Origin of the sequence: Corallococcus sp. NCSPR001, from assembly GCF_017309135.1 — a bacterium.
Classification (GTDB): Bacteria; Myxococcota; Myxococcia; order Myxococcales; family Myxococcaceae; genus Corallococcus.
Genome location: NZ_JAFIMS010000002.1, coordinates 8,410,762 through 8,431,619, shown reverse-complemented (window position 1 = coordinate 8,431,619; position 20,858 = coordinate 8,410,762). Strand labels below are relative to the sequence as shown.

General features: G+C 70.3%; 20 protein-coding genes. 13 read left to right on the top strand and 7 right to left on the bottom strand.

Features of this window, described 5'->3' with window-relative positions:
- Window positions 1–13: 13 nt before the first annotated feature.
- Both gatB and JYJ93_RS35925 read left to right on the top strand, forming a co-directional pair.
- Window positions 14–1,459, top strand: a complete 1,446-nt coding sequence (gatB, locus tag JYJ93_RS35930; RefSeq protein WP_206799106.1) for an Asp-tRNA(Asn)/Glu-tRNA(Gln) amidotransferase subunit GatB — start codon at window positions 14–16, stop codon at window positions 1,457–1,459.
- Between the two features lie 7 nt (window positions 1,460–1,466).
- Complete coding sequence (locus tag JYJ93_RS35925; RefSeq protein ID WP_206799105.1) at window positions 1,467–1,811, top strand: hypothetical protein; 345 nt, start codon at window positions 1,467–1,469, stop codon at window positions 1,809–1,811.
- On the opposite strand, the gene JYJ93_RS35920 is transcribed toward JYJ93_RS35925, so the two are convergent.
- Window positions 1,795–2,832 carry a carbon-nitrogen hydrolase family protein gene (locus JYJ93_RS35920; protein WP_206799104.1) on the bottom strand — a complete coding sequence of 346 codons (1,038 nt, stop codon included), beginning with the start codon at window positions 2,830–2,832 and terminating at the stop codon, window positions 1,795–1,797. The two genes, JYJ93_RS35925 and JYJ93_RS35920, sit on opposite strands and share 17 nt — an antisense overlap.
- 96 nt (window positions 2,833–2,928) lie before the next feature.
- On the opposite strand from JYJ93_RS35920, the gene JYJ93_RS35915 reads away from it, so the two are divergent.
- Window positions 2,929–3,867 (top strand): hypothetical protein, encoded by a 939-nt coding sequence (locus JYJ93_RS35915; protein ID WP_206799103.1) that lies wholly within the window; start codon window positions 2,929–2,931, stop codon window positions 3,865–3,867.
- Here the strand turns inward: JYJ93_RS35915 and JYJ93_RS35910 are convergent.
- Entirely contained in the window at window positions 3,860–4,822 is a 963-nt protein-coding gene (locus JYJ93_RS35910) for an isopenicillin N synthase family oxygenase (protein ID WP_206799102.1), read from the bottom strand. The genes JYJ93_RS35915 and JYJ93_RS35910 overlap by 8 nt on opposite strands.
- Before the next feature lie 176 nt (window positions 4,823–4,998).
- Between JYJ93_RS35910 and JYJ93_RS35905 the strand changes: the two genes are divergently transcribed.
- Complete coding sequence (locus tag JYJ93_RS35905; RefSeq protein WP_206799101.1) at window positions 4,999–7,038, top strand: serine/threonine-protein kinase; 2,040 nt, start codon at window positions 4,999–5,001, stop codon at window positions 7,036–7,038.
- 32 nt (window positions 7,039–7,070) lie between these two features.
- On the opposite strand, the gene JYJ93_RS35900 is transcribed toward JYJ93_RS35905, so the two are convergent.
- Window positions 7,071–7,445: a hypothetical protein gene (locus JYJ93_RS35900; protein ID WP_206799100.1), complete on the bottom strand. Its 375-nt coding sequence runs from the start codon at window positions 7,443–7,445 to the stop codon at window positions 7,071–7,073.
- A gap of 273 nt (window positions 7,446–7,718) precedes the next feature.
- On the opposite strand from JYJ93_RS35900, the gene rplU reads away from it, so the two are divergent.
- The 6 genes from rplU to JYJ93_RS35870 all read left to right on the top strand — a co-directional run bounded on the left by rplU (window position 7,719) and on the right by JYJ93_RS35870 (window position 12,810).
- A complete protein-coding gene (rplU, locus tag JYJ93_RS35895) occupies window positions 7,719–8,027 on the top strand; it encodes a 50S ribosomal protein L21 (protein WP_014394222.1) in 309 nt (102 codons plus the stop codon).
- A gap of 46 nt (window positions 8,028–8,073) precedes the next feature.
- The gene (rpmA, locus tag JYJ93_RS35890) at window positions 8,074–8,349 is read left to right on the top strand and encodes a 50S ribosomal protein L27 (protein ID WP_014394223.1); all 276 of its coding nucleotides are present in this window, start codon (window positions 8,074–8,076) and stop codon (window positions 8,347–8,349) included.
- Between the two features lie 127 nt (window positions 8,350–8,476).
- Window positions 8,477–9,814 (top strand): GTPase ObgE, encoded by a 1,338-nt coding sequence (gene obgE / locus JYJ93_RS35885; RefSeq protein ID WP_206799099.1) that lies wholly within the window; start codon window positions 8,477–8,479, stop codon window positions 9,812–9,814.
- 4 nt (window positions 9,815–9,818) lie between these two features.
- On the top strand, window positions 9,819–10,502 hold the full coding sequence (locus tag JYJ93_RS35880; RefSeq protein WP_120620842.1) for an RNA methyltransferase: 684 nt from the start codon (window positions 9,819–9,821) through the stop codon (window positions 10,500–10,502).
- Window positions 10,503–10,584: 82 nt separating this feature from the next.
- Entirely contained in the window at window positions 10,585–11,376 is a 792-nt protein-coding gene (locus tag JYJ93_RS35875; RefSeq protein WP_206799097.1) for an outer membrane lipoprotein carrier protein LolA, read from the top strand.
- A gap of 15 nt (window positions 11,377–11,391) precedes the next feature.
- Complete coding sequence (locus JYJ93_RS35870; RefSeq protein ID WP_206799095.1) at window positions 11,392–12,810, top strand: hypothetical protein; 1,419 nt, start codon at window positions 11,392–11,394, stop codon at window positions 12,808–12,810.
- A gap of 153 nt (window positions 12,811–12,963) precedes the next feature.
- Here JYJ93_RS35870 and rimO read toward each other — a convergent pair whose 3' ends face one another.
- Genes rimO through JYJ93_RS35850 form a run of 4 tightly spaced genes read right to left on the bottom strand, consistent with a single transcriptional unit; the run spans window position 12,964 to window position 17,696 of the window.
- Window positions 12,964–14,391: a 30S ribosomal protein S12 methylthiotransferase RimO gene (rimO, locus tag JYJ93_RS35865; protein ID WP_206799094.1), complete on the bottom strand. Its 1,428-nt coding sequence runs from the start codon at window positions 14,389–14,391 to the stop codon at window positions 12,964–12,966.
- Window positions 14,392–14,397: 6 nt separating this feature from the next.
- Window positions 14,398–15,513: a hypothetical protein gene (locus JYJ93_RS35860; protein WP_206799093.1), complete on the bottom strand. Its 1,116-nt coding sequence runs from the start codon at window positions 15,511–15,513 to the stop codon at window positions 14,398–14,400.
- Window positions 15,514–15,527: 14 nt separating this feature from the next.
- Window positions 15,528–16,025 carry a YajQ family cyclic di-GMP-binding protein gene (locus JYJ93_RS35855; RefSeq protein WP_120599742.1) on the bottom strand — a complete coding sequence of 166 codons (498 nt, stop codon included), beginning with the start codon at window positions 16,023–16,025 and terminating at the stop codon, window positions 15,528–15,530.
- Window positions 16,026–16,055: 30 nt separating this feature from the next.
- Window positions 16,056–17,696 (bottom strand): ribonuclease J, encoded by a 1,641-nt coding sequence (locus JYJ93_RS35850; RefSeq protein WP_206799092.1) that lies wholly within the window; start codon window positions 17,694–17,696, stop codon window positions 16,056–16,058.
- Window positions 17,697–17,849: 153 nt separating this feature from the next.
- Between JYJ93_RS35850 and JYJ93_RS35845 the strand changes: the two genes are divergently transcribed.
- The 3 genes from JYJ93_RS35845 to JYJ93_RS35835 all read left to right on the top strand — a co-directional run bounded on the left by JYJ93_RS35845 (window position 17,850) and on the right by JYJ93_RS35835 (window position 20,857).
- Window positions 17,850–18,251 carry a BlaI/MecI/CopY family transcriptional regulator gene (locus tag JYJ93_RS35845; RefSeq protein ID WP_206799091.1) on the top strand — a complete coding sequence of 134 codons (402 nt, stop codon included), beginning with the start codon at window positions 17,850–17,852 and terminating at the stop codon, window positions 18,249–18,251.
- On the top strand, window positions 18,248–19,840 hold the full coding sequence (locus tag JYJ93_RS35840) for a transglycosylase SLT domain-containing protein (RefSeq protein ID WP_206799090.1): 1,593 nt from the start codon (window positions 18,248–18,250) through the stop codon (window positions 19,838–19,840). Before JYJ93_RS35845 ends, JYJ93_RS35840 begins: the two co-directional genes overlap by 4 nt.
- A gap of 216 nt (window positions 19,841–20,056) precedes the next feature.
- Window positions 20,057–20,857, top strand: a complete 801-nt coding sequence (locus JYJ93_RS35835) for a hypothetical protein (RefSeq protein WP_206799089.1) — start codon at window positions 20,057–20,059, stop codon at window positions 20,855–20,857.
- The last annotated feature ends 1 nt before the right edge of the window (window position 20,858 follow it).

Below are 20,858 nucleotides of genomic sequence, written 5' to 3'. Positions count from 1 at the left end.
GGGTGACACCGCCATGCCCCTGAGCGACTTCCAGACGGTCATCGGCCTCGAGGTCCACGCGCAGCTGCTCACGCAGTCCAAGATTTTCTGCGGCTGCTCCACCGCGTTCGGCGCCGAGCCCAACCACCACACCTGCCCGGTGTGCCTGGGCATGCCCGGCGTGCTGCCAGTGCTCAACCAGCGCGTGGTGGAGTACGCGGTGCGCACGGGCCTGGCGCTCGGGTGCACGGTGAAGCCCACGAGCGTGTGGAGCCGGAAGAACTACTTCTATCCGGACCTGCCCAAGGGCTACCAAATCACCCAGTACGACCAGCCCATCTGCGAGTGGGGCGAGCTGGTCATCGACACGCCGTCGGGTGAGAAGACGGTGCGCGTGCGGCGCATCCACCTGGAGGAGGACGCGGGCAAGAGCATCCACGACGCGTCCGCGTCCGCGGGGCAGAGCCTGGTGGACCTGAACCGCGCGGGCGTGCCACTGATGGAGATCGTCAGCGAGCCGGACCTGCGCGACGCCGACGAGGCGGTGGAGTACCTCAAGGCGCTGCGCGACGTGCTGGTGTACCTGGGCGTCAACGACGGCAACCTGGAGGAGGGCAGCTTCCGCTGCGACGCCAACGTGTCGGTGATGCCCAGGGGCTTCACCACGTACGGGCAGCGCTGCGAGTTGAAGAACCTCAACTCGTTCCGCTTCCTCAAGCAGGCCATCGAGTACGAGGCCGCGAGGCAGGTGGACGTCATCGAGTCCGGCGGCAAGGTGGACCAGGAGACGCGCCTCTGGGACGTGAACAAGGGCGTCACCCGGTCCATGCGCTCCAAGGAGGACGCGCACGACTACCGGTACTTCCCGGAGCCGGACCTGCCGCCGCTCCTGGTGTCGGACGCGCTGAGGGATTCGCAGCGGCAGTCGCTGCCGGAGCTGCCGCGCGCCAAACGCACGCGCTTCATGAGCGAGTACGGCCTACCGGCCTACGACGCGCGCATCCTCACCGCCGAGCGCCCGCTGGCGGACTTCTTCGAGGCCTGCGCGAAGCACGTCTCCGACGCGAAGAAGCTCTCCAACTGGTTCTTGGGCGAGCTGAGCCGCCTGCTCAAGGAGGAGGGCACGCCCATCTCCGCGCTGCGCTTCACCCCGGCGCAGCTGGGCGAGCTGCTGACCACGGTGGAGAAGGGCACGGTGTCCGCGAACGCGGCGAAGGACGTGCTCGGGGAGATGTTCCGCACGGGCCGCGCGCCCGCGGACATCATCGCGGAGAAGGGCCTGGCGCAGGTCAGCGACGTGGGCGCCGTGGAGGCGGTGGTGGACGACATCCTCGCGAAGAACGCGGGCGAGGTGGAGAAGTACAAGGCCGGCAAGAAGAGCGTGTACGGCTTCTTCGTGGGCCAGGTGATGAAGGCCATGAAGGGCAAGGGCAACCCCGGCCTCGTCAACGAGCTGCTCAAGAAGAAGCTGGGCGAGTAGGGCGCTCGTGGCCCGGCTCCTGATCGTGAACGACGTCACATACCGCTGGAACTTCCAGAGGAAGCGGGTCGTTCTGGAAGGAACGGCCTGGCGGCTGCTGACGGTCGTGTGGGCCGAGGCCACCCGGCAGGCGCTGCACGTCCGTGTCCGCCACGATGATCCGTGGCTCCACGTCGATGACGGCGACACGTCCGGACTCGTGACGCGGGACGTGGGCCCCGGACTGGTGGCGCGGGTCATCGAGATGGCGCGGGGCCTGGGATGGAGTCCGGAGAAGCGTGGCTCCACGCTCAAGTTCGTCCTGGAGGACGACGCGCGGCTCGTGCCCGTGCCGTCTACCGGGGAACGGTGACGTGGAGCACGTCCTCGCCGCGCGGATCCGTTGACTGGGCGAGCACGTGCACGTCGTCCGGCCCCCGGCGCTCCAGGATGAGCGAGGGCGCCTCGAAGGTGTTGTCGAAGAAGCCGCCGGTGAGCTGCGGGTTCACCGCGTAGCGCACGCGCTTCAGGGTGCGCAGCTGCGTGAACAGGCCCTCGTTGAACCACTGCTCGCGGCGCAGCTGTGTCTCGCCTGGCGCGTTGAAGGCCCAGGGCGCGTCCCAGCTCCACGCGTTGGCGGAGGGCTGCGCGAGCACCTCCACGCCCAGCGCGTCCAGGTACTGCGCGCAGGGGACGAAGTAGGGTTCGCCGGACGTGTGGGGTTCGCGAAAGCCGTCGTAGCAGACGAGCGTCCCCAGCTTCCCGAACGGCGTGTCCAGCACGGGCAGGTCCTCCGGACGGCCCGGGCTCAGGTGCAGCACGTCCTCCTGCGTGGGCACCAGGTTCACCTTGCGCGTGACGGCCACGCAGTGCCCGGCCGGTGAGAACGTGTAGCTGGTGTTGAAGGTGCGCGCGCCCGCGGGCTCGTACTCGGGGGTGTCCGGGCCCAGGCGGTTCGTGGGCAGGAGCGCGCTGCCGGCCACCACCCACAGGCCGAAGTCGCGCGCGATGCCGGAGAAGGTCTCGTACATGGCGCGGTGCACGCGCGGCGCCACCGTGGCGTAGAGGCACTCCTCCAGCGTCGGCGGATGGAAGGTGCTCCATGTGCGGAACATGCCCAACCACTCCGCGAGCGCCACGCGCGTCATCGCGCCGTTCGTCGTCTTGCGGCGGCGCACGCGCGGCAGGTGCCCCATCAGCCCCAGCGCCGCGCCCACCATCTCCGGCCAGACAGCGAGCGCGGGGTTCAACGGCCGGCCCGAAGCGTCCCGGGGGCGCAGCGCGTCCACGCGGGCCGCGAGCGCCCGGTGGTGCGAGGCGAACGTCTCCTGCGAGGCGTAGTCGTCGAGCGTGACGCGCGGCTGGATGGCGAACAGGTCGAGGGAGGTGGCCACGGTGCCGCGAGGATGGCACTGGCCTCCGGGCCACGCGAGCCTCCCGGCGATGGACCGTCAGCTTCCGATAGTGCCGCCGTCGACGCCGTGATGCGCATGAAGAGGACACTCCAGGCCGAGGTGCACGCGTTCATCGACGTGACGGAGACGCTCGCGGGACGGGAGGTCAAGGCCCGGGGCGTGGCGCCCGACAACACCGTGTGGTGGCTCGCGTCAGAGGCGGGCGAGGGCGATGAGGTCCTCCACTTCGCGGACGCCTGGGACTTCTGGGAGCGGTTCACGCTGCCTCGCGGTGCACTGGACTTCCACTCCGTCCAGCCGCTCCCCGACGGGGAGGTGCTGCTCGCGAACGCGCGTTGCCGCTTCCTTTCCGAGAAGCAGCATGAGCGCAACGCCCATGTCTACTCGCCGGACGGCACGTTGCTGCGGGAGCTCACCCTGGGAGATGGCATCGCGGACGTGCAGACGACATCCGACGCACAGGTCTGGGTCAGCTACTTCGACGAAGGCGTCTTCGGCAACCGGGGCTGGGGCGGTGGGGGGGCCTATCGTCCCATTGGCGAGGATGGCCTGGTGCGCTTCGATGCGCTGGGGCAGCGGCAGGAGAGTGGTGTGCAGATGGCGCTCGGCCTGGGGCAGCGCATCGTGGACTGCTACGCGCTCAACGTCGCGTCGGAGCAGGAGACCTGGTTCTACAGCTACTCGGACTTCCCGCTCGTGCGCATGCGGCCCGGGCAGCCCTCCACGGTGTGGCAGTCACCGGTGCGGGGCGCGCACGTCATCACTGTCAGCGACACGCACGTCCTGTTCGGGGGCGGCTACGACGACGCCTGCGAGCTCCAGCTCTTCACGCTGTACGACCGGGGCCAGCAGCGTCTGGGGCCCGTGGCCCGTGTCGTCCTCACGGACGAGACGGGCCGTGTGTGGCAGCCCTCGTGGCTCAAGGGCCGGGGGCCCTGGCTTCACGGCGCGGAAGGGACTCGCCACTTCCGCGTGCACATGGATGAGCTGCTCGCCGCCGCTGCGGCTACTTGAGGAAGCCCAGCTCGCGCAGGCGCTGTTTGAGGAACGCGTCCGCGGTGATGGGCGGGTGGCGCGCGGGGTTGTCCGGCGTCTCCGTCTGCGGCAGCGGCTTCAGGATGCAGTCGGAGAACGGGTGCACGAAGAAGGGCATCGAGTAGCGCACGGTGTCCTGCTCCGTGCTGGGCGGGTTCACCACCCGGTGCGTGGTGGACGGGATGACGCCGTTCATCACCCGGCTGAGCATGTCGCCCGAGTCCACGACAATCTGCCCGCGCAGCGTGTCCACGGGAATCCACTCGCCGTCGCGCGTGAGCAGCTCCAGGCCGCCGGCCGTGCCCTCGCACAAGAGCGTGATGAAGTTGATGTCCTCGTGCTCCGCCGCGCGCACCGCGCCCGGGATGAAGCGGTCCTTCAGCGGCGGGTAATGGATGAGCCGCAGCACGGAGTTGCCGTCCACCGTCATGTCGCTGAACGTGTTGCGCGCGATGCCCAGGTAGTCCGCCAGCGCCTGGAGCATCACCGTCGCCGCGTCGTCCAGCTCCCGGTAGAGCGTCAGCGTGTTGTCGCGGAAGGTGGGCACCTCCTCCGGCCAGACGTTGGGGCCGTAGTCGTCACGGTACGGGTGGCCCGCGGGCAGCTCGCGGCCCACGTGCCAGAACTCCTTCAGGTCCCCCACCTTGCGGTTCTTCGCGTGCTCCTGGCCGAACGCCATGAAGCCCCGCTGCCCCGGACGCTCCGGCACCGCGTAGCGCGTCTTGGTGGACTCCGGCAGCTGGAAGAAGCGCTCCACGTCCGCGTACGTGCGGCGGATGAGCGCGTCCTCGACGCCGTGGCCCTCCACGGTCACGAAGCCGAACTCCTTGAGCGCGTCGCCAAACACCTGGACGAAGCGGGCCCGCTCCTCGGGAGTGCCGGAGCGGTAGTGGGACAGGTTCACGGTGGGGATGCGTCGGGCCGAGCGGGACATGCGCGCATCCTATCCGCGTGACACCTTCCTGACACGTCGCAGTCCGCCGCCCAACCGTCACCCCGGCCCATGGGCGGGGTGCCCTCCTCACTTTGCGACACCCACCCTTGGCGGCAGTGGATGCCGGGCTTCCGGGATGTGCAGATTGGGCAGGGAATTGGCCAGGGGGGCGCGGTATGGCCGAAGTCGCGAGGAACGAGCGCACGTGTTCAGCGTGCGGGCGGGGACATGGCGAGGGGACGTCGTGCGACACGCTCGTCCGGGCGGCGGGGGGCGGCCCGGGCAGGGCCGTGGAGCCGCCGGCCGCCGTGGCCGCGGCGGACGAGGTGGACCCGCTGGTGGGGACCCAGATGGGCAGCTTCCGGCTGGTGCGCCGGGTGGGCCGGGGCGGCATGGGGTCCGTCTACCTGGCCGAGCACGTGTCCATTGGCAGCCGCGTGGCGGTGAAGGTGCTCCACGAACACCTGACGCGCTACCCGGAGCTGGTGCAGCGCTTCCACGCCGAGGCCCGGGCGGTGAACCTCATCGGGCACGAGAACATCGTCAGCATCTTCGACCTCAACGCCTCCGCGCCCCGGCCGTACCTCATCATGGAGTTCCTGGAGGGGGCGCCCCTGTCGGCGTGGGTGGGGACGCCCATGTCCGCCGGGGCGGTGGTGCCCATGCTGATGCAGGTGTGTGACGCGCTGCATGCGGCGCACGCGCGGGGCATCGTCCACCGCGACCTGAAGCCGGACAACATCTTCCTGGTGAAGCGCGGGCGGGGGATGCCGTTCGTGAAGGTGCTCGACTTCGGCATCGCGAAGCTGGTGGACGCGAGCATGCCGGAGACGGTGGCGGGCATCATCGTGGGCACGCCGGAGTACATGGCCCCGGAGCAGTCCCTGAGCCGGCGCCTGGACGGCCGCGCGGACCTGTACGCGGTGGGCGTCATCGCCTACCAGCTGCTTACCGGGCGGCTGCCCTTCCCCGACGAGGGGCTCACCGCCCAGCTCGTGGCGCACCAGACGCGCACGCCTCCGGCCCCGCGCTCCATCTGCCCCTCGGTGCCGCCCGCGCTGGAGGCGGTGGTGCTGCGCGCGCTGGCGAAGACGCCGGAGGAGCGCTTCCCCCACGCGCTCGCCCTGCGGGCCGCGTTGGAGCAGGCGATCGCCACGCGGCCTCCGTCGCCGCGCGCGGCCGTGGGCGGTCCCCGTCCCGTGCAGGGCGGGGGCTCCCCGGGGACCCCCGTCACGGCGCCCCGGCGCACCCCGCCGCTGGCCCCGCCGGGCGCGTCCGGGGGAAAGACGCTCCCGTTGCCCGTGCAGGTGGTGCTGCAGCCGGGCGCGCAGCCCCGGGCCTTCACGGGGTCGGACCTGTCGCGCGGCGGGGTGTTCCTGCACGCCACGGGGGAGCTGCCCCCGCTGTTCGCCCAGGTCCAGGTGGTGCTGCCGCTGTCCACCGGGCCGCTGTCCGTCTCGTGTGAGGTGGTGCGCCACGTCTCCCCCGAGCAGGCCCAGGCCTGGAGCATGCGCCCGGGCTTCGGCGTGCAGTTCGTCGCGCCGTCCGCCGCGCTGAAGGCCCGCGTGGAGCAGCACCTCGCGGGCGCCACCGCCTCTCCGCCCCCCGCGCCCCGGGAGCTCCCAGACGACGCCGAGGCCGAGCGCGTCCTGGCGATGTGGCGCGGACAGCTGGCGGGGGAGGGCACGCACTACACGGTGCTGGGGCTTTCACCGGACGTGGAGCTGGAGTCCGCGCGAGAGCGGGCGCGCGAGCTGTGGGGCGCCCTGTCCGCGCTGCGGCAGCGGCCCCTGTCGCGCGGACAGCGCTCGCGCCTGGAGTCCATGCTGATCCGCGTGAGGGACGCGGGCGACACCCTGGGCATGCCGATGCGCCGGGCCCGCTACGACGCCCGGCTGGGCAATGCCCGGGGCGTGGCGCGGTGCCTGGAGGCGGGCCTCACCGCCGTCCAGGCGGAGGCCCTTCGCCGCGAGTACCTGGCCGAGCAGCCCCGGGCGGTGGGCACCGCGCGGGTGCACTTCCTCACCGGCAACGCGCTGGAGCGCGACGGCCAGCTCCAGCGGGCGCTGGAGTCCTACGAGCGGGGCCTGGCGCTGGACCCCCTGGAGTGGGAGTACCACCAGCGCCGCCGGGTGGTGGACCGGGCGCTGGGCGCGCGCCTGTCGGGGGCCCGAAATGAAAGAGCCCGATTCCCTGGGGAGGGAACCGGGCCCTGAGTCCACGGCCAGGGGCCGCGGGGAGGCGACGACTAGCCGCCGATGGAGGCCGCGCAGGCGGCGCTCACGGAGCCGCCCTTGGCGGAGCAGGACAGGATGTCCGACAGGATGCGCTGCTGCTCGGTGGTGGACTTGTCGGAGCAGCTCTTCACGTCCTCGATGCAGTCGAGGGCCGCGTCCAGCTTGTCCTTGTCGTCGTCGGAGCAGTCCTCGAGGGCCTCCTTGCAGGCGTCGCGCTCGGCGTCCGTGATCTCGTCATCGGTGCCGCTGGTGTCGAAGCCACACTCCTCGAACTTGGAGGAAAGGTCCTTGGCCAGGTCCTCGTTGCGATCGCAGTAGTCGCCGCCGCCGCAAGCGGTGAGCGTGAGCGAAGCCATGGCCGCCAGACCGAAAAGGATCTTCTTCATGATGGTTCTCCCCCTCAGGGATGAGGTACAGGTGGAAAGCAAGCGGCGCGCATCCTAGCGAGCGCTCCGTTGCGGTCCAGTGGACTTTATTCCGGGAATTCTATTCAAAAGCAAATAGGGAGCTGAGGGGCGGGCTGATCCGCCAACTGCCTTGACTCCCCCCCGGGATTCTCGTAAGTCCCGCCGTCTTTTAGCGCGCCGGCCGGTCCTCCGTCCGAAATGCGCGTTGGATTCCATGGGTTGAAGCAACCCGAAGCTGACAGGGGTTCGACGATGTACGCAGTCATTCGCACGGGCGGAAAGCAGTACCGCGTCGCCGAGGGCGACGTTGTCCGGATCGAGAAGATCGCCGGTGATATCGGCGCTGAGGTCTCGTTCACCGAGGTCCTCCTGCTGGGCGGCTCCGAGAGCCCGAAGGTGGGCCAGCCGACGGTGGCGGGCGCGAAGGTCGTGGGCAAGGTGCTGGCGCAGGACAAGCACCGCCGCGTCCTGCACTTCCGGAAGGAGAAGGAAGGCTGGACCCGCCGCCGTGGCCACCGCCAGCCGTACACCGAGGTGAAGGTCACCTCGATCTCCGGCTAGTCGTCTTTCCGGGCATTCCCCACACGAACTTCAAGGAGCAGGTGTCATGGCCCATAAAAAAGGTCAGGGTTCTTCGCGCAACGGGCGTGATTCCAACCCGCAGTACCGTGGCGTGAAGGTGTACGGCGGTGAGACCATCACGGCGGGCAGCATCCTCGTCCGTCAGGTCGGCACGGTCATCCACCCGGGCACGAACGTGAAGCTCGGTCGCGACTTCACCCTCTTCTCGACGGTGGACGGCGTGGTGAAGTACGAGCGCCTCGGCCGCGACAAGAAGAAGGTGTCCGTGTACCCGGCCGCCGCCGAGCAGGCGAGCGCCTAGTCAGTGGCCCCGGGGCGACCCGGGGCATGGCTTACCGAGCGGGTCGTTCCCGGTCCTTCCGTTCCCGTCGGGAATGGGGGATGCGAGGACGGCCCGCTTTGTGTTTTTCCAGGAGGGCGTTGGCCCCATGAAGTTCGTCGACGAAGTACGCATCTACGTGAAGGCGGGAGACGGCGGGAACGGCGCCGTGGCCTTCCGGCGTGAGAAGTTCATCGAGCGCGGCGGCCCCAACGGCGGGGACGGCGGCAATGGCGGCTCCGTGGTGTTCGTGGCGAACCCGCAGCTGACCACGCTCCTGGACTACCGCTACCAGCAGCACCACCGCGCCAAGAGCGGCGAGCACGGCATGGGCAGCGACTGCAACGGCCATGGCGCCGAGGACCTGGTCCTCCAGGTGCCGGTGGGCACGCTGATCCGCAACGAGCAGACGGGTGAGCTGCTGGTGGACCTGAGCGACCCGGGCCAGCAGTTCGTGGCGGCCAAGGGCGGCCGGGGCGGCCTGGGCAACATGAACTTCGCCACCTCCACGCGCCAGACGCCGCGCTTCGCGCAGGACGGCGGAAAGGGTGAGGAGATCACCCTGCGGCTGGAGCTGAAGCTGCTGGCGGACGTGGGCCTGCTGGGCTTCCCCAACGCGGGCAAGAGCACGTTCATCTCGCGGGTGAGCCGGGCTCGGCCGAAGGTGGCGGACTACCCGTTCACCACGCTGGTGCCGAACCTGGGCATGGTCCAGTACAAGGACAGCCTGTCCTTCGTGATGGCGGACATCCCCGGCATCATCGAGGGCGCCAGCGAGGGCGTGGGCCTGGGCCACCAGTTCCTGCGCCACGTGGAGCGCTGCAAGGTGCTGGTGCACCTCATCGACATGGGCGCCGAGGGCGAGGGCCGCAAGCCGCTGGACGACTTCAACATCCTGAACACCGAGCTGAAGAAGTACAGCGCGGAGCTGGCCAGCAAGCCGCAGGTGGTGGCCGCCAACAAGCTGGACCTGACCGAGGGCCGCGACCGGCTGGGGCCCTTCACGGAGGCGCTGCGCCGCCGGGGCATCCGCGTGTACCCGGTGTCCTGCGCCACGGGCGAAGGCATGCAGCCCCTGATGGACGCGGTGGCGGAGGTGCTCTTCACCGGCCGCACCGACAAGATCCACGTCGAGATGCCGGCGAAGAAGTCCGCCTCCAAGGCGTCCGCCAAGAAGGCTCCGGCCAGGAAGGCTCCGGCCAAGAAGGCGGGGGCCAGGGCCGCCGTGAAGAAGGCTCCTGCGAAGAAGGCCGCGAAGCAGGCGGCGCGCAAGGCTCCTGCGAAGAAGGCCGCCGCGAAGAAGGCTCCTGCGAAGAAGGCCGTCGCGAAGAAGACCTCGCGCAAGCCGGTGGCGAAGAAGGCCGCCCGCAAGGCACCGGTGAAGAAGGCCCCGGCGAAGAAGGCCGCCCGGAAGTCCCCGGCGAAGAAGTCCGGCGGGAGGCGCTGAGCCGATGGCTGGTGGAGGCCCCCGCTACGAGAAGTTCGAGCGCGACGTCGTCGAGCCGGAGCAGTTCCTGCTCGACGTGCGGAAGGAGAAGATCGACCGCGTCGTCAGCCAGCGCACGCGCAACTTCGTGGTGGTGCTCGACCGGCTGGAGGACAACTTCAACATGGCCGCGGTGCTGCGCACCTGCGAGTCCATGGGCGTGCAGGAGGTGCACGTCGTCATCAACCCGGAAGCGCCCTTCATCCCCAACTCGCGGGTGGCCCAGGGCTGCGACAAGTGGTTGGACGTGCACCTCTACAAGACGTTCGCGGAGTGCCGCGAGCACCTGAAGGGGCGGGGCTTCAGCCTCTACGCGTCGGCGCTGCGCGAGGGGGCCACCAACCTCTACAGCCTGCGCTTCGACACGAAGTTCGCCATGGTGTTCGGCAACGAGCGCTACGGCGTGAGCGACGACGTGCTCACCGGCGTGGACGGCACCTTCTGGGTGCCCATGAAGGGCTTCAGCCAGAGCCTGAACATCTCCGCCGCCGCGTCCGCCAGCATCACCCGGGCGGTCGCCTGGCGGGACGAGCACCTGGCGGGGGGCTCCGGGGACCTGACGCCCACCGAGGCCCAGGAGCTGCGGGAGCGCTTCTACCTGCTGGGCGTGAAGCAGCGGAAGCGTCTGGTCAAAGCCACACAGCGGTGAATGCCGGCCCCCCGGGGGCCGTCCGGATGCGGTAGATGGACCCTGCGGGCGCCTTGGGGTGCCCGCTCCGGAGGCGCACGCCATGTTGCTGGAATCCCTGCTCTTCACGCTCCTCACGCAGGCCCCCACCACCGCGCCCGCGCCGAAGCCCGCGGCAGCCGCCAAGGCCCCCGCCGCCGCTCCCAAGGATGCCGGCACGGCCGCCATGCCCCCTTCGGCGAAGCAGGGCGACGCGAGCGTCGCCGCCAATGACACGAAGCCCGCTCCGAAGCCGATGGCGCCCGAGGTGAAGACGCTCGTGGACCGGATGCAGGCCTTCTACGAGAAGACGGGCGACTTCAAGGCGGGCTTCAAGCAGGACTACAAGTACAAGGCCTTCCGCCGCACGCAGACGTCCACGGGCACGGTGACCTACAAGAAGCCGGGCCTGATGCGCTGGGAGTACGAGAACCCGTCCAAGCGGACGTTCGTGCTCGCGGGCAACAAGGTCTACATGCACGACCCGGAGGCGCAGACGCTGTCGGTGGCGGCCATGGACACCAGCCAGCTGTCCGCGTCCGTGACGTTCCTCTTCGGCCAGGGGAAGCTGGCGGACGAGTTCGCCATCACCAAGGGCGCCTGCAAGGACTGCAAGGGCACGCTGCTGGTGCTGGATCCGCTGAAGAACGAGCCGCGCTTCCGCCAGGTGCGCCTGGAGGTGGACCCCTCGACGGCGCAGGTGCTCAAGAGCACGGTGGTGGATCCGGACGGCAGTGAGAACACCATCGCCTTCCTGGACCTGAAGACGAACGTGGGCATCTCCGCGGACAGCTTCAAGCTGAACCCGCCCGAGGGCACCCGCGTGGACGACTTCACCAAGAAGGCACAGCAGTAGGACGGCCTGCCCTCCATGCGTGGCGTGCTGCTGGCGGGGTGCGTGCTCTTGGGCGCGGGGTGTCACTCCGCCGCGCCCGCGGGCCCTTCACGTCCCACGAGCCTCGCGGGGCAGACGCTGCCCCTCCTGTCGTCGCCCGCGTTGCGGCTGACGGTGGCGGGGCGGTTGGGGAACCGGGCCGTGCCGGTGGTGCTGGACGTCACGCGCCCGCTCTCGCTCGTGTCCTCCAGCTGCTTCGACGGTGAGCCGCCCGTGGCCGCGGGGACCGCGCGCGTGCCGGAGTCCTCCGGTGGCCATCGCTCCTGGCCGGAGGTGCCGGCCCCGCCGGTGACGGTGGGCCCGGTGTCGCCGCCCCTGCGCACGCTGCTGCTCTCCGGTGAGACGGGCTGCTCGGTGACGCTGGGGCAGGACGTGCTGTTCCCCTATGCCCTCACGGTGGATCCGCTGCGCCGCGAGGTGACCTTCACCGCGTCACGCCCCCGGGAGGCCTACGACGCGGAGCTGCGCGGGACGGACGCCGTGCGCGAGTCGCACGTGGTGGAGCTGAGCCGCGAGCCGCTGGGCGACTGGCCGCTCCTGGCCGTGCAGGTGACGCAGGGTGGGGCGAGCATCACCGGCCCCTTCGTGCTGGGCACGCGCGAGCCCTTCTCCCGCCTGGCGGTGGACCCCGCGCTGGGGCTGGGGCTTCAGCCACTGGAGACGGCCGCGGGCCTGCCGCCGCGCACCTTCGTGGTGGACGCGGTGGAGGTGGCGGACGGCCTGGGCGTGAAGCCGCTGGTGATGGAGGCTGCGGGGCGCTGGCCGTCGCAGAGCAGCCTGGGCCGGCTAGGGCCGGACGTGTGGGGCCGCTTCACCGCCACCGTGGACGCGCAGGGCGGGGCGCTGGTGCTGCGCAGGCCCCACGTGCGCACGCCCGAAGGCGGCGGCCGGCAGCAGTGCGCGGGCGAAGGCGGCGCGTTCAGCGAGGAGGCCTGCTACGGCATCTTCGTGCGCGCGGAGCCCGACGGCGCGGTGGCCCTCTCCGGCGAGGTGTTCCGGGACGTGCCGGAGGGCGTGCGCCTCTACGTGGAGCCCAAAGGTGTGGACGGTCAGCGCCTGGAGACGGGCTGCCAGGTGGGCCTGAGCTTCCCGAGCACCACGCGCGGAGCCAACACGCAGCACCGGCTGCCGTGGGCCTCGCTGGCGAAGACCCTGCCCGCGTGCCACGCGGCGCTCCAGGGCGCGAAGAGCTACGCGGTGTCGCTCGTGGAGGAGGGACGTCAGCCAGAGTGCCCGACGACGTGCGCCTTCGTCACCGAGTCCGCGTCGCGGCGCACCGTGTGCGAGTGCCAGCCCACGCCGCTGGGCGAGGGCGTGGCGGTGCCGACGAAGGGCTCGGGCCCGCAGCCGCCGCCCGTCGAGGAGCGTGAGCTGGAGCCGGAGGATCCGAAGTAGGTCTCCGCGAACGGCTCTGGCCTGCGGCAGCCATCCGCGGGGCAGCACGAGCTGACGCCCGATGCGCCGGTATCCACGAACGGCTCGGGCCCGCGACCGCCTCCGGGTGGGAGGACGGGGCGGGCCCGCGGCACTGCCTTCGCGTCGGACGGACTACTCCGGCCGAGGCTCCGGAGGACGCACCATCGCCTTCAGCGGGATGGGCGCGGGGTGGGCCTCGCGTGGGGTGTGCTCGCGCTGCTTCGGATCCGGACGCTCCACCACGCGGGCGATGAGGTCGTAGTCGTGCGCCTCCGTCACCTCCACGGTGACGAACTCGCCCGGGTACGCCAGGCCATCGTTGATGTAGACCTGCCCGTCGATTTCCGGCGCCTGTCCCTCGTGGCGGCCCACCAGCAGGTGCTCGGACTCCTCGCTGGGGCCCTCCACCAGCACGGTGAGCTTCTGGCCCACGAGCTTCTTGTTCTGCTCGCGGTTGATGCGCTTCTGGATGGCCATCACCTCGCGCCAGCGGCGCTCGATGGTCTTCGCCGGGACCTTGTCCGGCAGGTCGTACGCGGCGGTGTTCTCCTCGTCCGAGTACTGGAACACGCCCAGGCGCTGGAAGCGCTGCTCCTTCACGAACTCCTTCAGCAGCTCGAAGTCCTCCTCCGTCTCACCCGGCAGGCCGACGATGAGCGAGGTGCGCATCACCAGGTTCGGCACGCGCTCGCGCAGCTTCGTGAGCAGCTTCTTGAGGAACTCCGAGTTGCGGCCGCGCTTCATGGACAGCAGCAGCTTGTCGCTGGCGTGCTGCACCGGCATGTCCAGGTACTTGGCGATCTTCGGCTCGGTCGCGATGACGTCGATGAGCTCGTCCGGGAACACGCGCGGGTAGGCGTAGTGCAGGCGGATCCACTTCACGTCCACCTTCACCAGCTCCTTGAGCAGCTCGTGGAGCTTCGGCTTGCCGGGCAGGTCATGCCCGTACGCCGTCAGGTCCTGCGCGACGAGGTTCAGCTCCTGCACGCCGCTGTCCGCCAGCTTCCGCGCCTCCGCCACGATGTCCTGCACCGTGCGCGAGCGCTGGCCGCCGCGCAGCGTGGGGATGATGCAGAACGCGCAGGCGTTGTCGCATCCCTCTGAAATCTTCAGGTACGCCGTGTACTTCGGCATCGAGTTGATGCGCGGCGTCTCCGCGTTGTGGATGTAGTCCGGATCCGGAATCACCTGGCGCGGCGAGGCCTCCGCCGCCAGCAGGTCGCCAATCTGGGCGTACGCGCTGGTGCCCAGGAAGTGGTCCACCTCCGGCATCTCCTGCGACAGCTCCTGGCCGTAGCGCTGGGACAGGCAGCCGGTGACGACGAGCGTCTTGCACGCGCCCGACTTCTTCAGCTCCGCCATCTCCAGGATGGAGTCCACCGACTCCTGCTTCGCAGGACCGATGAAGGCGCACGTGTTGACCACGATGACCTCGGCCTGCGAGGCCTCCTGCACGAGCGAATAGCCACGCGTGCGCAGCGTGCCCAGCATCACCTCGGAGTCCACCCGGTTCTTCGGGCAGCCGAGGGTCATCATGTACAGGCTCTTGGTCTCTTCCACGCGCGTCTACCGCTTTCCCAGTTGCGTCCGCTCGAAGTGGTCCGCACTCCAAACGAAGTTGATGATGGCGCCGTTCGAGTAACCGATGTCCAGCGCCCCGTCTTCTTCCAGCTCCACCGAGGTGGCGCGACCCAGCGCACAGGTGGCGGCCGGCCAGTCGAGCACCCGCTGGGCTGTCTTCCCAGAAACCACATAGAGCCCCATGCGGAGCTCGTCGTCAGAGTCGCATTGACCCTCGACGGCATAGGGATTCTTCCCAGTGAGCACGGTAACGACCGGCCGTCCGTCCGGCAGGCTCAACGCCTCCGGCAGGTTGACGCCCATCTGCTTCGCGTCCACCGCGTTGGGGGCCACCAGCTCGCGCAGCGAGCCGGGCGTGAGAGGGGCGTCACCCTGGGCCCAGTTCGGGGAGCTGAGCACGCCCCAGCCCAGCCAGCCGGTGGGGGCCGCCTCCAGGGCGGTGACGTTCGCCGGGGGCTTCAGCTTGAGGTTCTTGCGCGCCTCGTCCGGCAGGCGCAGCGCTTCACCCTCCGGCATCGTGCCGCCCTTGCAGTTGGACACCGGCACCACCTTGGCGCCCACCTGGTCCTGGTCCTCGTAGGTGACGCAGAGGTCCATGACGAGCGGGTCCACCGCGGGGAAGCGGGGCAGGGCGCGCACGGGAATCATCGCCACCACGGACAGGGTGTCGCCCTGGCGGTGCACGGCGGCGTTCACCAGCCCTTGCGCGAACTTGGGCGTGCCGCTGTCCGACCCGGAGGTGCGCTGGCCGTCGAAGGCGAAGCGGTAGGTGTAGCCCGTGGCGGTGGGCCCCGAGTCCGGGAAGTAGAGCGTGAGGGTGATGACGTCACCCGCGAGCAGCTGGTTGTCCGTGGCCTCCACGCCCACGAAGAGCGTGTCCTTGCGCCAGCCCACCCGGGCGGAGAAGTTCGCGGTGGCCCCTTCCGTGGACAGCGGCTTGAGGACCAGCGGCGAGCCGAAGTCCTTGAGCCCCTTCTCCGGCCGGGGCGCCTTCTTGAGCACGGGCACCGGCTTGCTGGGCCGGGGCGCCGCGTCCTGCGCGAAGGCGCCGGTGGCGAGGAGCAGACAGAGGGGCAGGGGGGCCAGACGGGCGGCGTGCATGGCGGAGGGACGCTCTAGTCGCGGAAGTTGGTGAACTGCATGTCCAGGCTGAGGCGGTCCTGCTCCTTGCGGAACAGCGCCATGGCCTCCTGCAGGTCGTCCCGGTTCTTGCCCGTGACGCGGAGCTGATCCGCCTGGATGGAGCCCTGCACCTTGATCTTCGACTCCTTGAGGACCTTGATCAGCTCCTTGGACTTCTCCACCGGGATGCCCTGCTGGAGCTTGATGGGCTGCTTGACGTTGGACAGGCCCGTCTTTTCGATGTCGCCGAACTCCAGGACGCGCAGGCTGATGCCGCGCTTGGCCAGCTTGCCGAGCAGGACCTCCTTGGCGGCCTGGAGCTTCTCCTCGCTGTTGGTCTTCAGCGTGAGCGCGGAGTGGTCCGGGGCGATTTCGATTTCGGCCTTCACGCCCTGGAAGTCGTAGCGGGTGCTGAGCTCCTTGCGGGTCTGATTGACCGCGTTGTCGAGCTCAGCCAGATCGATTTTGGAGATGACGTCGAAGGAGGGCATTGGGGGGACCTTTTCGCGCCCTTAACATACCTACACCCGGACGACCAAGGGCACCACCAGGGTCCGCCGGGAGGTGTGCTGCTTGAAGGCCCGCTTCACCGCCTTCGTGAGCTCCTCCCGCACCAGGGCGTCGTCCCCCCGGAGCAGGGGGTTGAGCTCCTCGAAGAAGGCCCGGGCGTCCTGGGCCACCCGGGAGAGCACGCCCTGCTCGTCCGGGCCGAGGCCCTGGCCGGACAGCTGGGGCCCCGCCACCAGCGCCTGGGTGTCGCGCCGGAGCACCACCGCCGCGGCCACCACCCCCGTCTCCGCCAGCCGGTTGCGCTCCACCAGCGTCTCCGGAGTCACCACCCCGTCCCCGGAGCGCTCCATCATGAGGCGCCCTGAAGGCACGCTCCCAGTGAAGCGGCCCCGCCCCTCCTCGAACGTCACCACGTCCCCGTCGTGGGCCAGGAGCAGCCCTTCGGGCGCCATGCCGGCCTCGCGCGCGGTGGTCAGGTGTCGGTGCAGGTGCCGGACTTCCCCATGCACGGGGATGAAGTTCCGGGGGCGGATCAACTCCAGGACGCGGCGCTGCTGGGGGCGGCTGGCGTGTCCGGAGACGTGCACGCCGGGCTCCACCTGCGCGTAGACGATGCGGGCGCCGCGCCAGTGGAGCTGGTCGAGCAGTGCGCCCACGGAGCGCTCGTTGCCGGGGATGGGCCGGGCGCTGACGATGACGGTGTCGCCGGGCTCCAGGCGCACGGGCCCGTCCCCATTCGCCAACTGGGTGAGGCCCGCGCGCGGCTCGCCCTGGGCGCCGGTGGTGATCACGGCCACGCGGTGGGGCGCGAGCTTGGGCACGTTGTCCAGGTGCACGAAGAGCGAGTCGGGCACGTCCAGGTAGCCCATCTGCCGCGCCAGCTCCACGTTGCGCACCATGCTGCGGCCCTGGAGCGCGACGAGCCGGCCGGTGCGCTCGCACAGGTCCAACAGGTGCCGGATGCGGTGGAGGTTGGAGGAGAACTGGGCCACGACGATGCGGCCCTTCGTCTCGTGGAAGAGGCGCTCGAAGGTGGTCTGCACCACGCGCTCGCTGCCGGTCTCGTCCACGTGCTCGGAGTTGGTGGAGTCCGACAGCAGGCACAGCACGCCTTCGTCGCCCGCCTCGCCCCAGCGCTCCAGGTCCGTCTTGAGCCCGTCGATGGGGTCGGGGTCCAGCTTGAAGTCGCCGGTGTGGATGACGGTGCCTTCGGGCGAGCGCACGATGTAGCCCACCGCGTCCGGCACGGTGTGCGTCACGCGCGTGGCCTCCACGCTGAAGACGCTGCCCACGGGGAAGGGCGTGCGCGGGTCGATTTCGCGCAGGTCCGCCTTCACGCCCAGCTCCTCCAGGCGCTGACGCGCGAGCGCGAGCGTGAAGCGCGTGCCGTAGATGGGGACGGGCATGTCGCCCAGCAGGTAGGGGAGCGCGCCGATGTGGTCCTCGTGCCCGTGCGTGAGGAGCACGCCCTTCAACTGGGCCGCGTTGCGCTGCAGGTGCGTGAAGTCCGGGACGATGATGTCCACGCCGGGCATTCCCGACGAGGGGAACATCAGGCCGGCGTCGATGAGCAGCATCTCCCCACGACAGGCGAGCACCATGGCGTTGAGGCCGATTTCGCCAAGGCCGCCCAGAGGGATGACGTGGAGCATGTGCCCGGAAGTCTAAGGGCACGGCCCCTCCCGTGCGTGGGAATCCGCACACCCTGCCACCGCGAGCCTCCGCCCGCCTGCTTGACGGATTTGAACTAAAGGCTTAGTTGTATTTGAACTAAGGATTTAGTTCGAAGTCGGGAGGCCCTGCCCGTGACGAAGCCGCCGTCATCCGCCGAGGAGTCCAAGCCGCTCACGCCCGTGGAGCTGGAGCTGATGCAGCTCGTATGGAGGCTGGGGGAGGTGAGCGTGGCGGACGTGCTCGCGGCGCTGCCGCCGGAGCGCAAGCTGGCCTACACGTCGGTGTCCACGGTGCTGCGCATCCTGGAGCAGAAGGGCGTGGTGCAGAGCCGCAAGGAGGGGCGGGGGCACCTGTACTCGGCGCGGCTGTCTCGTGAGGCCTACGAGGCCCAGAGCGTGCGCCACCTGGTGGCGACGGTGTTCGACGGGACGCCTTCGTCGCTCGTGGCGCGGCTGGTGGAGGCGGTGCCGCTGTCTCCGGAGGAGGTGGAGCAGATCCGCAAGCTCTTGGGCCGCAAGGGAGGCCGGGGATGAGCGCCTTCGTCCGGGACGTGCTGGCCGCGTACCTCACGGCGGCGGTGCTGGTGGCGGTGGGGTTCGGGCTCTTGCGCGCGGCGCTGGCGTTGGGGATGGAGCGGAGGCTGGACGCGCGGCAGGCGCTGCGCGTGGGGCGGGTGACGCTGGGGCTGGCGGTGCTCCTGCCCTTCATGGCGCTCGCGGCGCGGGAGTGGATGCCGTCGGCGCCGCTCTTCAAGTTCGAGCGTTCCCTGGCGGGCCATGCCGCGCCGCTGGCGGCTGTCGAAGCGCGGTCCGTGCGCGGCGCCGTGCCGGAGACGCGGGCCCCGGGCATGGGCCTGCCGTGGGCGATGGTCGGCGTGGGGTGCGTGGGCGTGGGGGCGTTGGCGTTCCTGGCGTGGGAGCTTCGGCGGTATGCGCGCTTGCGGCGGAGGCTGGAGACGCTGCCCGTGCTTCGCCGCGTGGGCCGGGTGCGCGTGGTGCTGGGGGACGCGGCGGACGGCGCGTTCTCCGTGTGGTTCCCCGGTGGCGGCGCGTGGGCGGTGGTTCCCTCGGAGGTGTTGGAGGACTCGGAGGCGCTCCGGCTCACGGTGCGGCACGAGCTGCAACACCACCGGCAGCGGGACACGGTGTTCGCCTATGCGCGGCTGGGGTTCGACAGCGCCTTCTTCTGGAATCCGTTCGCGCGGGCGTTCTCGCGGTGGTTGGCGGAGCGTCAGGAGTTCGCCTGTGACGAAGCGCTCGTCACCGTAAAGCGCGTGTCCGCGGATGCGTATGCGCGGTGCCTGTTGCAGGCGTCGCTGCGCGTCCCTGTCGCCCTCTCTCTTCCCGCCGGTGTCACCGGCATGTCCCACCCCACTGTCAGGAGGATCCACATGCTGTTCCAGCCTCGTCCCCGTAGCTCCGTGCGCACACTGGGTCTGTCGTTGTCGCTGGCGTTGGTGCTCGCGCCGCTGGCGTTGTGGGCGCAGGGGACGGCGCGGGGGCGCGCGGTGTCGTTGACGGAGGCGCGTGCGCTGGCGGAGGCAGGGCAGAAGGCGGGGGACCTGCCCGTGGTGGTGGATGCTGCCGTGGTCGAACAGCTCAACAGGTTCGTCACCACGCAGAAGGGCCGCGACTTCATGCGCAAGGCGCTGGCGAACCTCAAAGAGCACCGCGAGGCGATGACGGGCACGCTGCGTTCGCGCTCCCTGCCGGAGGGACTGCTCGCGGTGGCGATGGTGGAGTCGGCGGTGAGCAACCTGCCGGAGTCCTCTCGTGAGCCGTCGATGGCGCCGGGGCCGAGGGGCGCGGGCGTGTGGATGTTCATTCCGGAGACGGCGCGCCGCTACGGCTTGAAGGTGGAGGCGGGGCGCGACGAGCGGCTGGACGTGGCACGGGAGACGGAGGCCGCCGCGGCCCTCTTCCAGGCGCTGTATGGGCGCTACGGCGACTGGCGGCTCGCGCTCGCGGCCTACAACCAGGGGGAGGGCGTGGTGGACCGCGTCCTCGCGGAGAGCGGTGTGCGCGACGTGAGCGAGTTGGTGCGCACCGGCAAGCTCAATGGCTACACCGCCACCGTGCAGGCCGGAGTGCTGCTGCTGCGCAACCCGCACCTGCTCGACTGAGCGTCGGAGCGCGGTGCCTGTGCGTGCCGTGCGGGCGCCGCGCCATGCTGCTGGAACCGTTTCTCCGCGCGGTGACGACCTGTGGGCATCGTCCGGGGCTGGACGCCTCGTCTGTCTGGCCTCCGGGGAATGTCCCTGCCACACCGGGGTTCGGATGCGCGCCACCCTGCTTTCGCGCGAGGATGGCGGCGCTCAGCGCCAGGGGTGGGAAACGCCATGAAGATTGTCGCGCTCGTTCGTCCCGCGGGTGAGGTTCCGGAGGCCGCCCAGGTGCTCGCCGCCGCGGCGGGCATGGCTCCGGCGGAGGCCCGCATGCGGCTGGCCCCCGAGCCTCCCGCACTGATTGCACGCCTGGCTCCCGATGCGGCGGATGCCCTGGTGAAGACCCTCCGGGACGCGGGGCTCGCGGCGCTCGCCATCGACGAGTCGGAGGTCGCGGAGCGCGTCACGGCACGCACCGTCACGTTCGGCGCGGAACAGGCGACGTTCACGCCTCGCGCGGGCGCGCCGCTCACCCTGGCCTGGGAGGACGTGACGGTCATCCTCCGGGGCGCGTCATCCCTGCGCACGCAGAGCGAGCACACGGAGAAGACGACGAAGGTGGCGCTGGGCACGGCCCTCGTCACTGGCGGTTTGAAGTTGACGAAGACGGCGGAGAAGAGCGTGCGCGGCTCGCAGGAGGAGACGTCGCAGGCCATCTTCGTCTTCGACCGCGACGGCCGGGGCGCCGTGCTTCCGGAAATCGGTTTCGACTTCTCGTGTATGGGCCCCGCCATGCAGCCATCGCGCACCGCGAACATGGTGACCCTGGCGCGCCTGGTGCGTGAGCGCGCTCCGGCCGCGTTCTACGACGAGCGGCTCTTGCGGCTGGGGCGCCGGCCCCTGCCGTTCGTGCTGGGCGGAGCCGTGCAGGTGGTCAGCGGCGCCACGTCCCACTCCCGCATCAACACCGCGCAGGGCCTGGACGTGCTCGCGGAGGCCATGCGCCTGGGCGTGGCCCAGGGCGACCTGCCCTGAC

Coding starts and splice junctions, on each gene's coding strand:
- rplU (WP_014394222.1), top strand. CDS start 7,719: ATGTACGCAGTCATTCGCACGGGCGGAAAGCAGTACCGCGTCGCCGAG.
- JYJ93_RS35915 (WP_206799103.1), top strand. CDS start 2,929: ATGAAGAGGACACTCCAGGCCGAGGTGCACGCGTTCATCGACGTGACG.
- JYJ93_RS35835 (WP_206799089.1), top strand. CDS start 20,057: ATGAAGATTGTCGCGCTCGTTCGTCCCGCGGGTGAGGTTCCGGAGGCC.
- JYJ93_RS35910 (WP_206799102.1), bottom strand. CDS start 4,822: ATGTCCCGCTCGGCCCGACGCATCCCCACCGTGAACCTGTCCCACTAC.
- JYJ93_RS35900 (WP_206799100.1), bottom strand. CDS start 7,445: ATGAAGAAGATCCTTTTCGGTCTGGCGGCCATGGCTTCGCTCACGCTC.
- JYJ93_RS35905 (WP_206799101.1), top strand. CDS start 4,999: ATGGCCGAAGTCGCGAGGAACGAGCGCACGTGTTCAGCGTGCGGGCGG.
- JYJ93_RS35850 (WP_206799092.1), bottom strand. CDS start 17,696: ATGCTCCACGTCATCCCTCTGGGCGGCCTTGGCGAAATCGGCCTCAAC.
- obgE (WP_206799099.1), top strand. CDS start 8,477: ATGAAGTTCGTCGACGAAGTACGCATCTACGTGAAGGCGGGAGACGGC.
- JYJ93_RS35880 (WP_120620842.1), top strand. CDS start 9,819: ATGGCTGGTGGAGGCCCCCGCTACGAGAAGTTCGAGCGCGACGTCGTC.
- JYJ93_RS35875 (WP_206799097.1), top strand. CDS start 10,585: ATGTTGCTGGAATCCCTGCTCTTCACGCTCCTCACGCAGGCCCCCACC.
- JYJ93_RS35870 (WP_206799095.1), top strand. CDS start 11,392: ATGCGTGGCGTGCTGCTGGCGGGGTGCGTGCTCTTGGGCGCGGGGTGT.
- JYJ93_RS35860 (WP_206799093.1), bottom strand. CDS start 15,513: ATGCACGCCGCCCGTCTGGCCCCCCTGCCCCTCTGTCTGCTCCTCGCC.
- JYJ93_RS35840 (WP_206799090.1), top strand. CDS start 18,248: ATGAGCGCCTTCGTCCGGGACGTGCTGGCCGCGTACCTCACGGCGGCG.
- JYJ93_RS35855 (WP_120599742.1), bottom strand. CDS start 16,025: ATGCCCTCCTTCGACGTCATCTCCAAAATCGATCTGGCTGAGCTCGAC.
- rpmA (WP_014394223.1), top strand. CDS start 8,074: ATGGCCCATAAAAAAGGTCAGGGTTCTTCGCGCAACGGGCGTGATTCC.
- gatB (WP_206799106.1), top strand. CDS start 14: ATGCCCCTGAGCGACTTCCAGACGGTCATCGGCCTCGAGGTCCACGCG.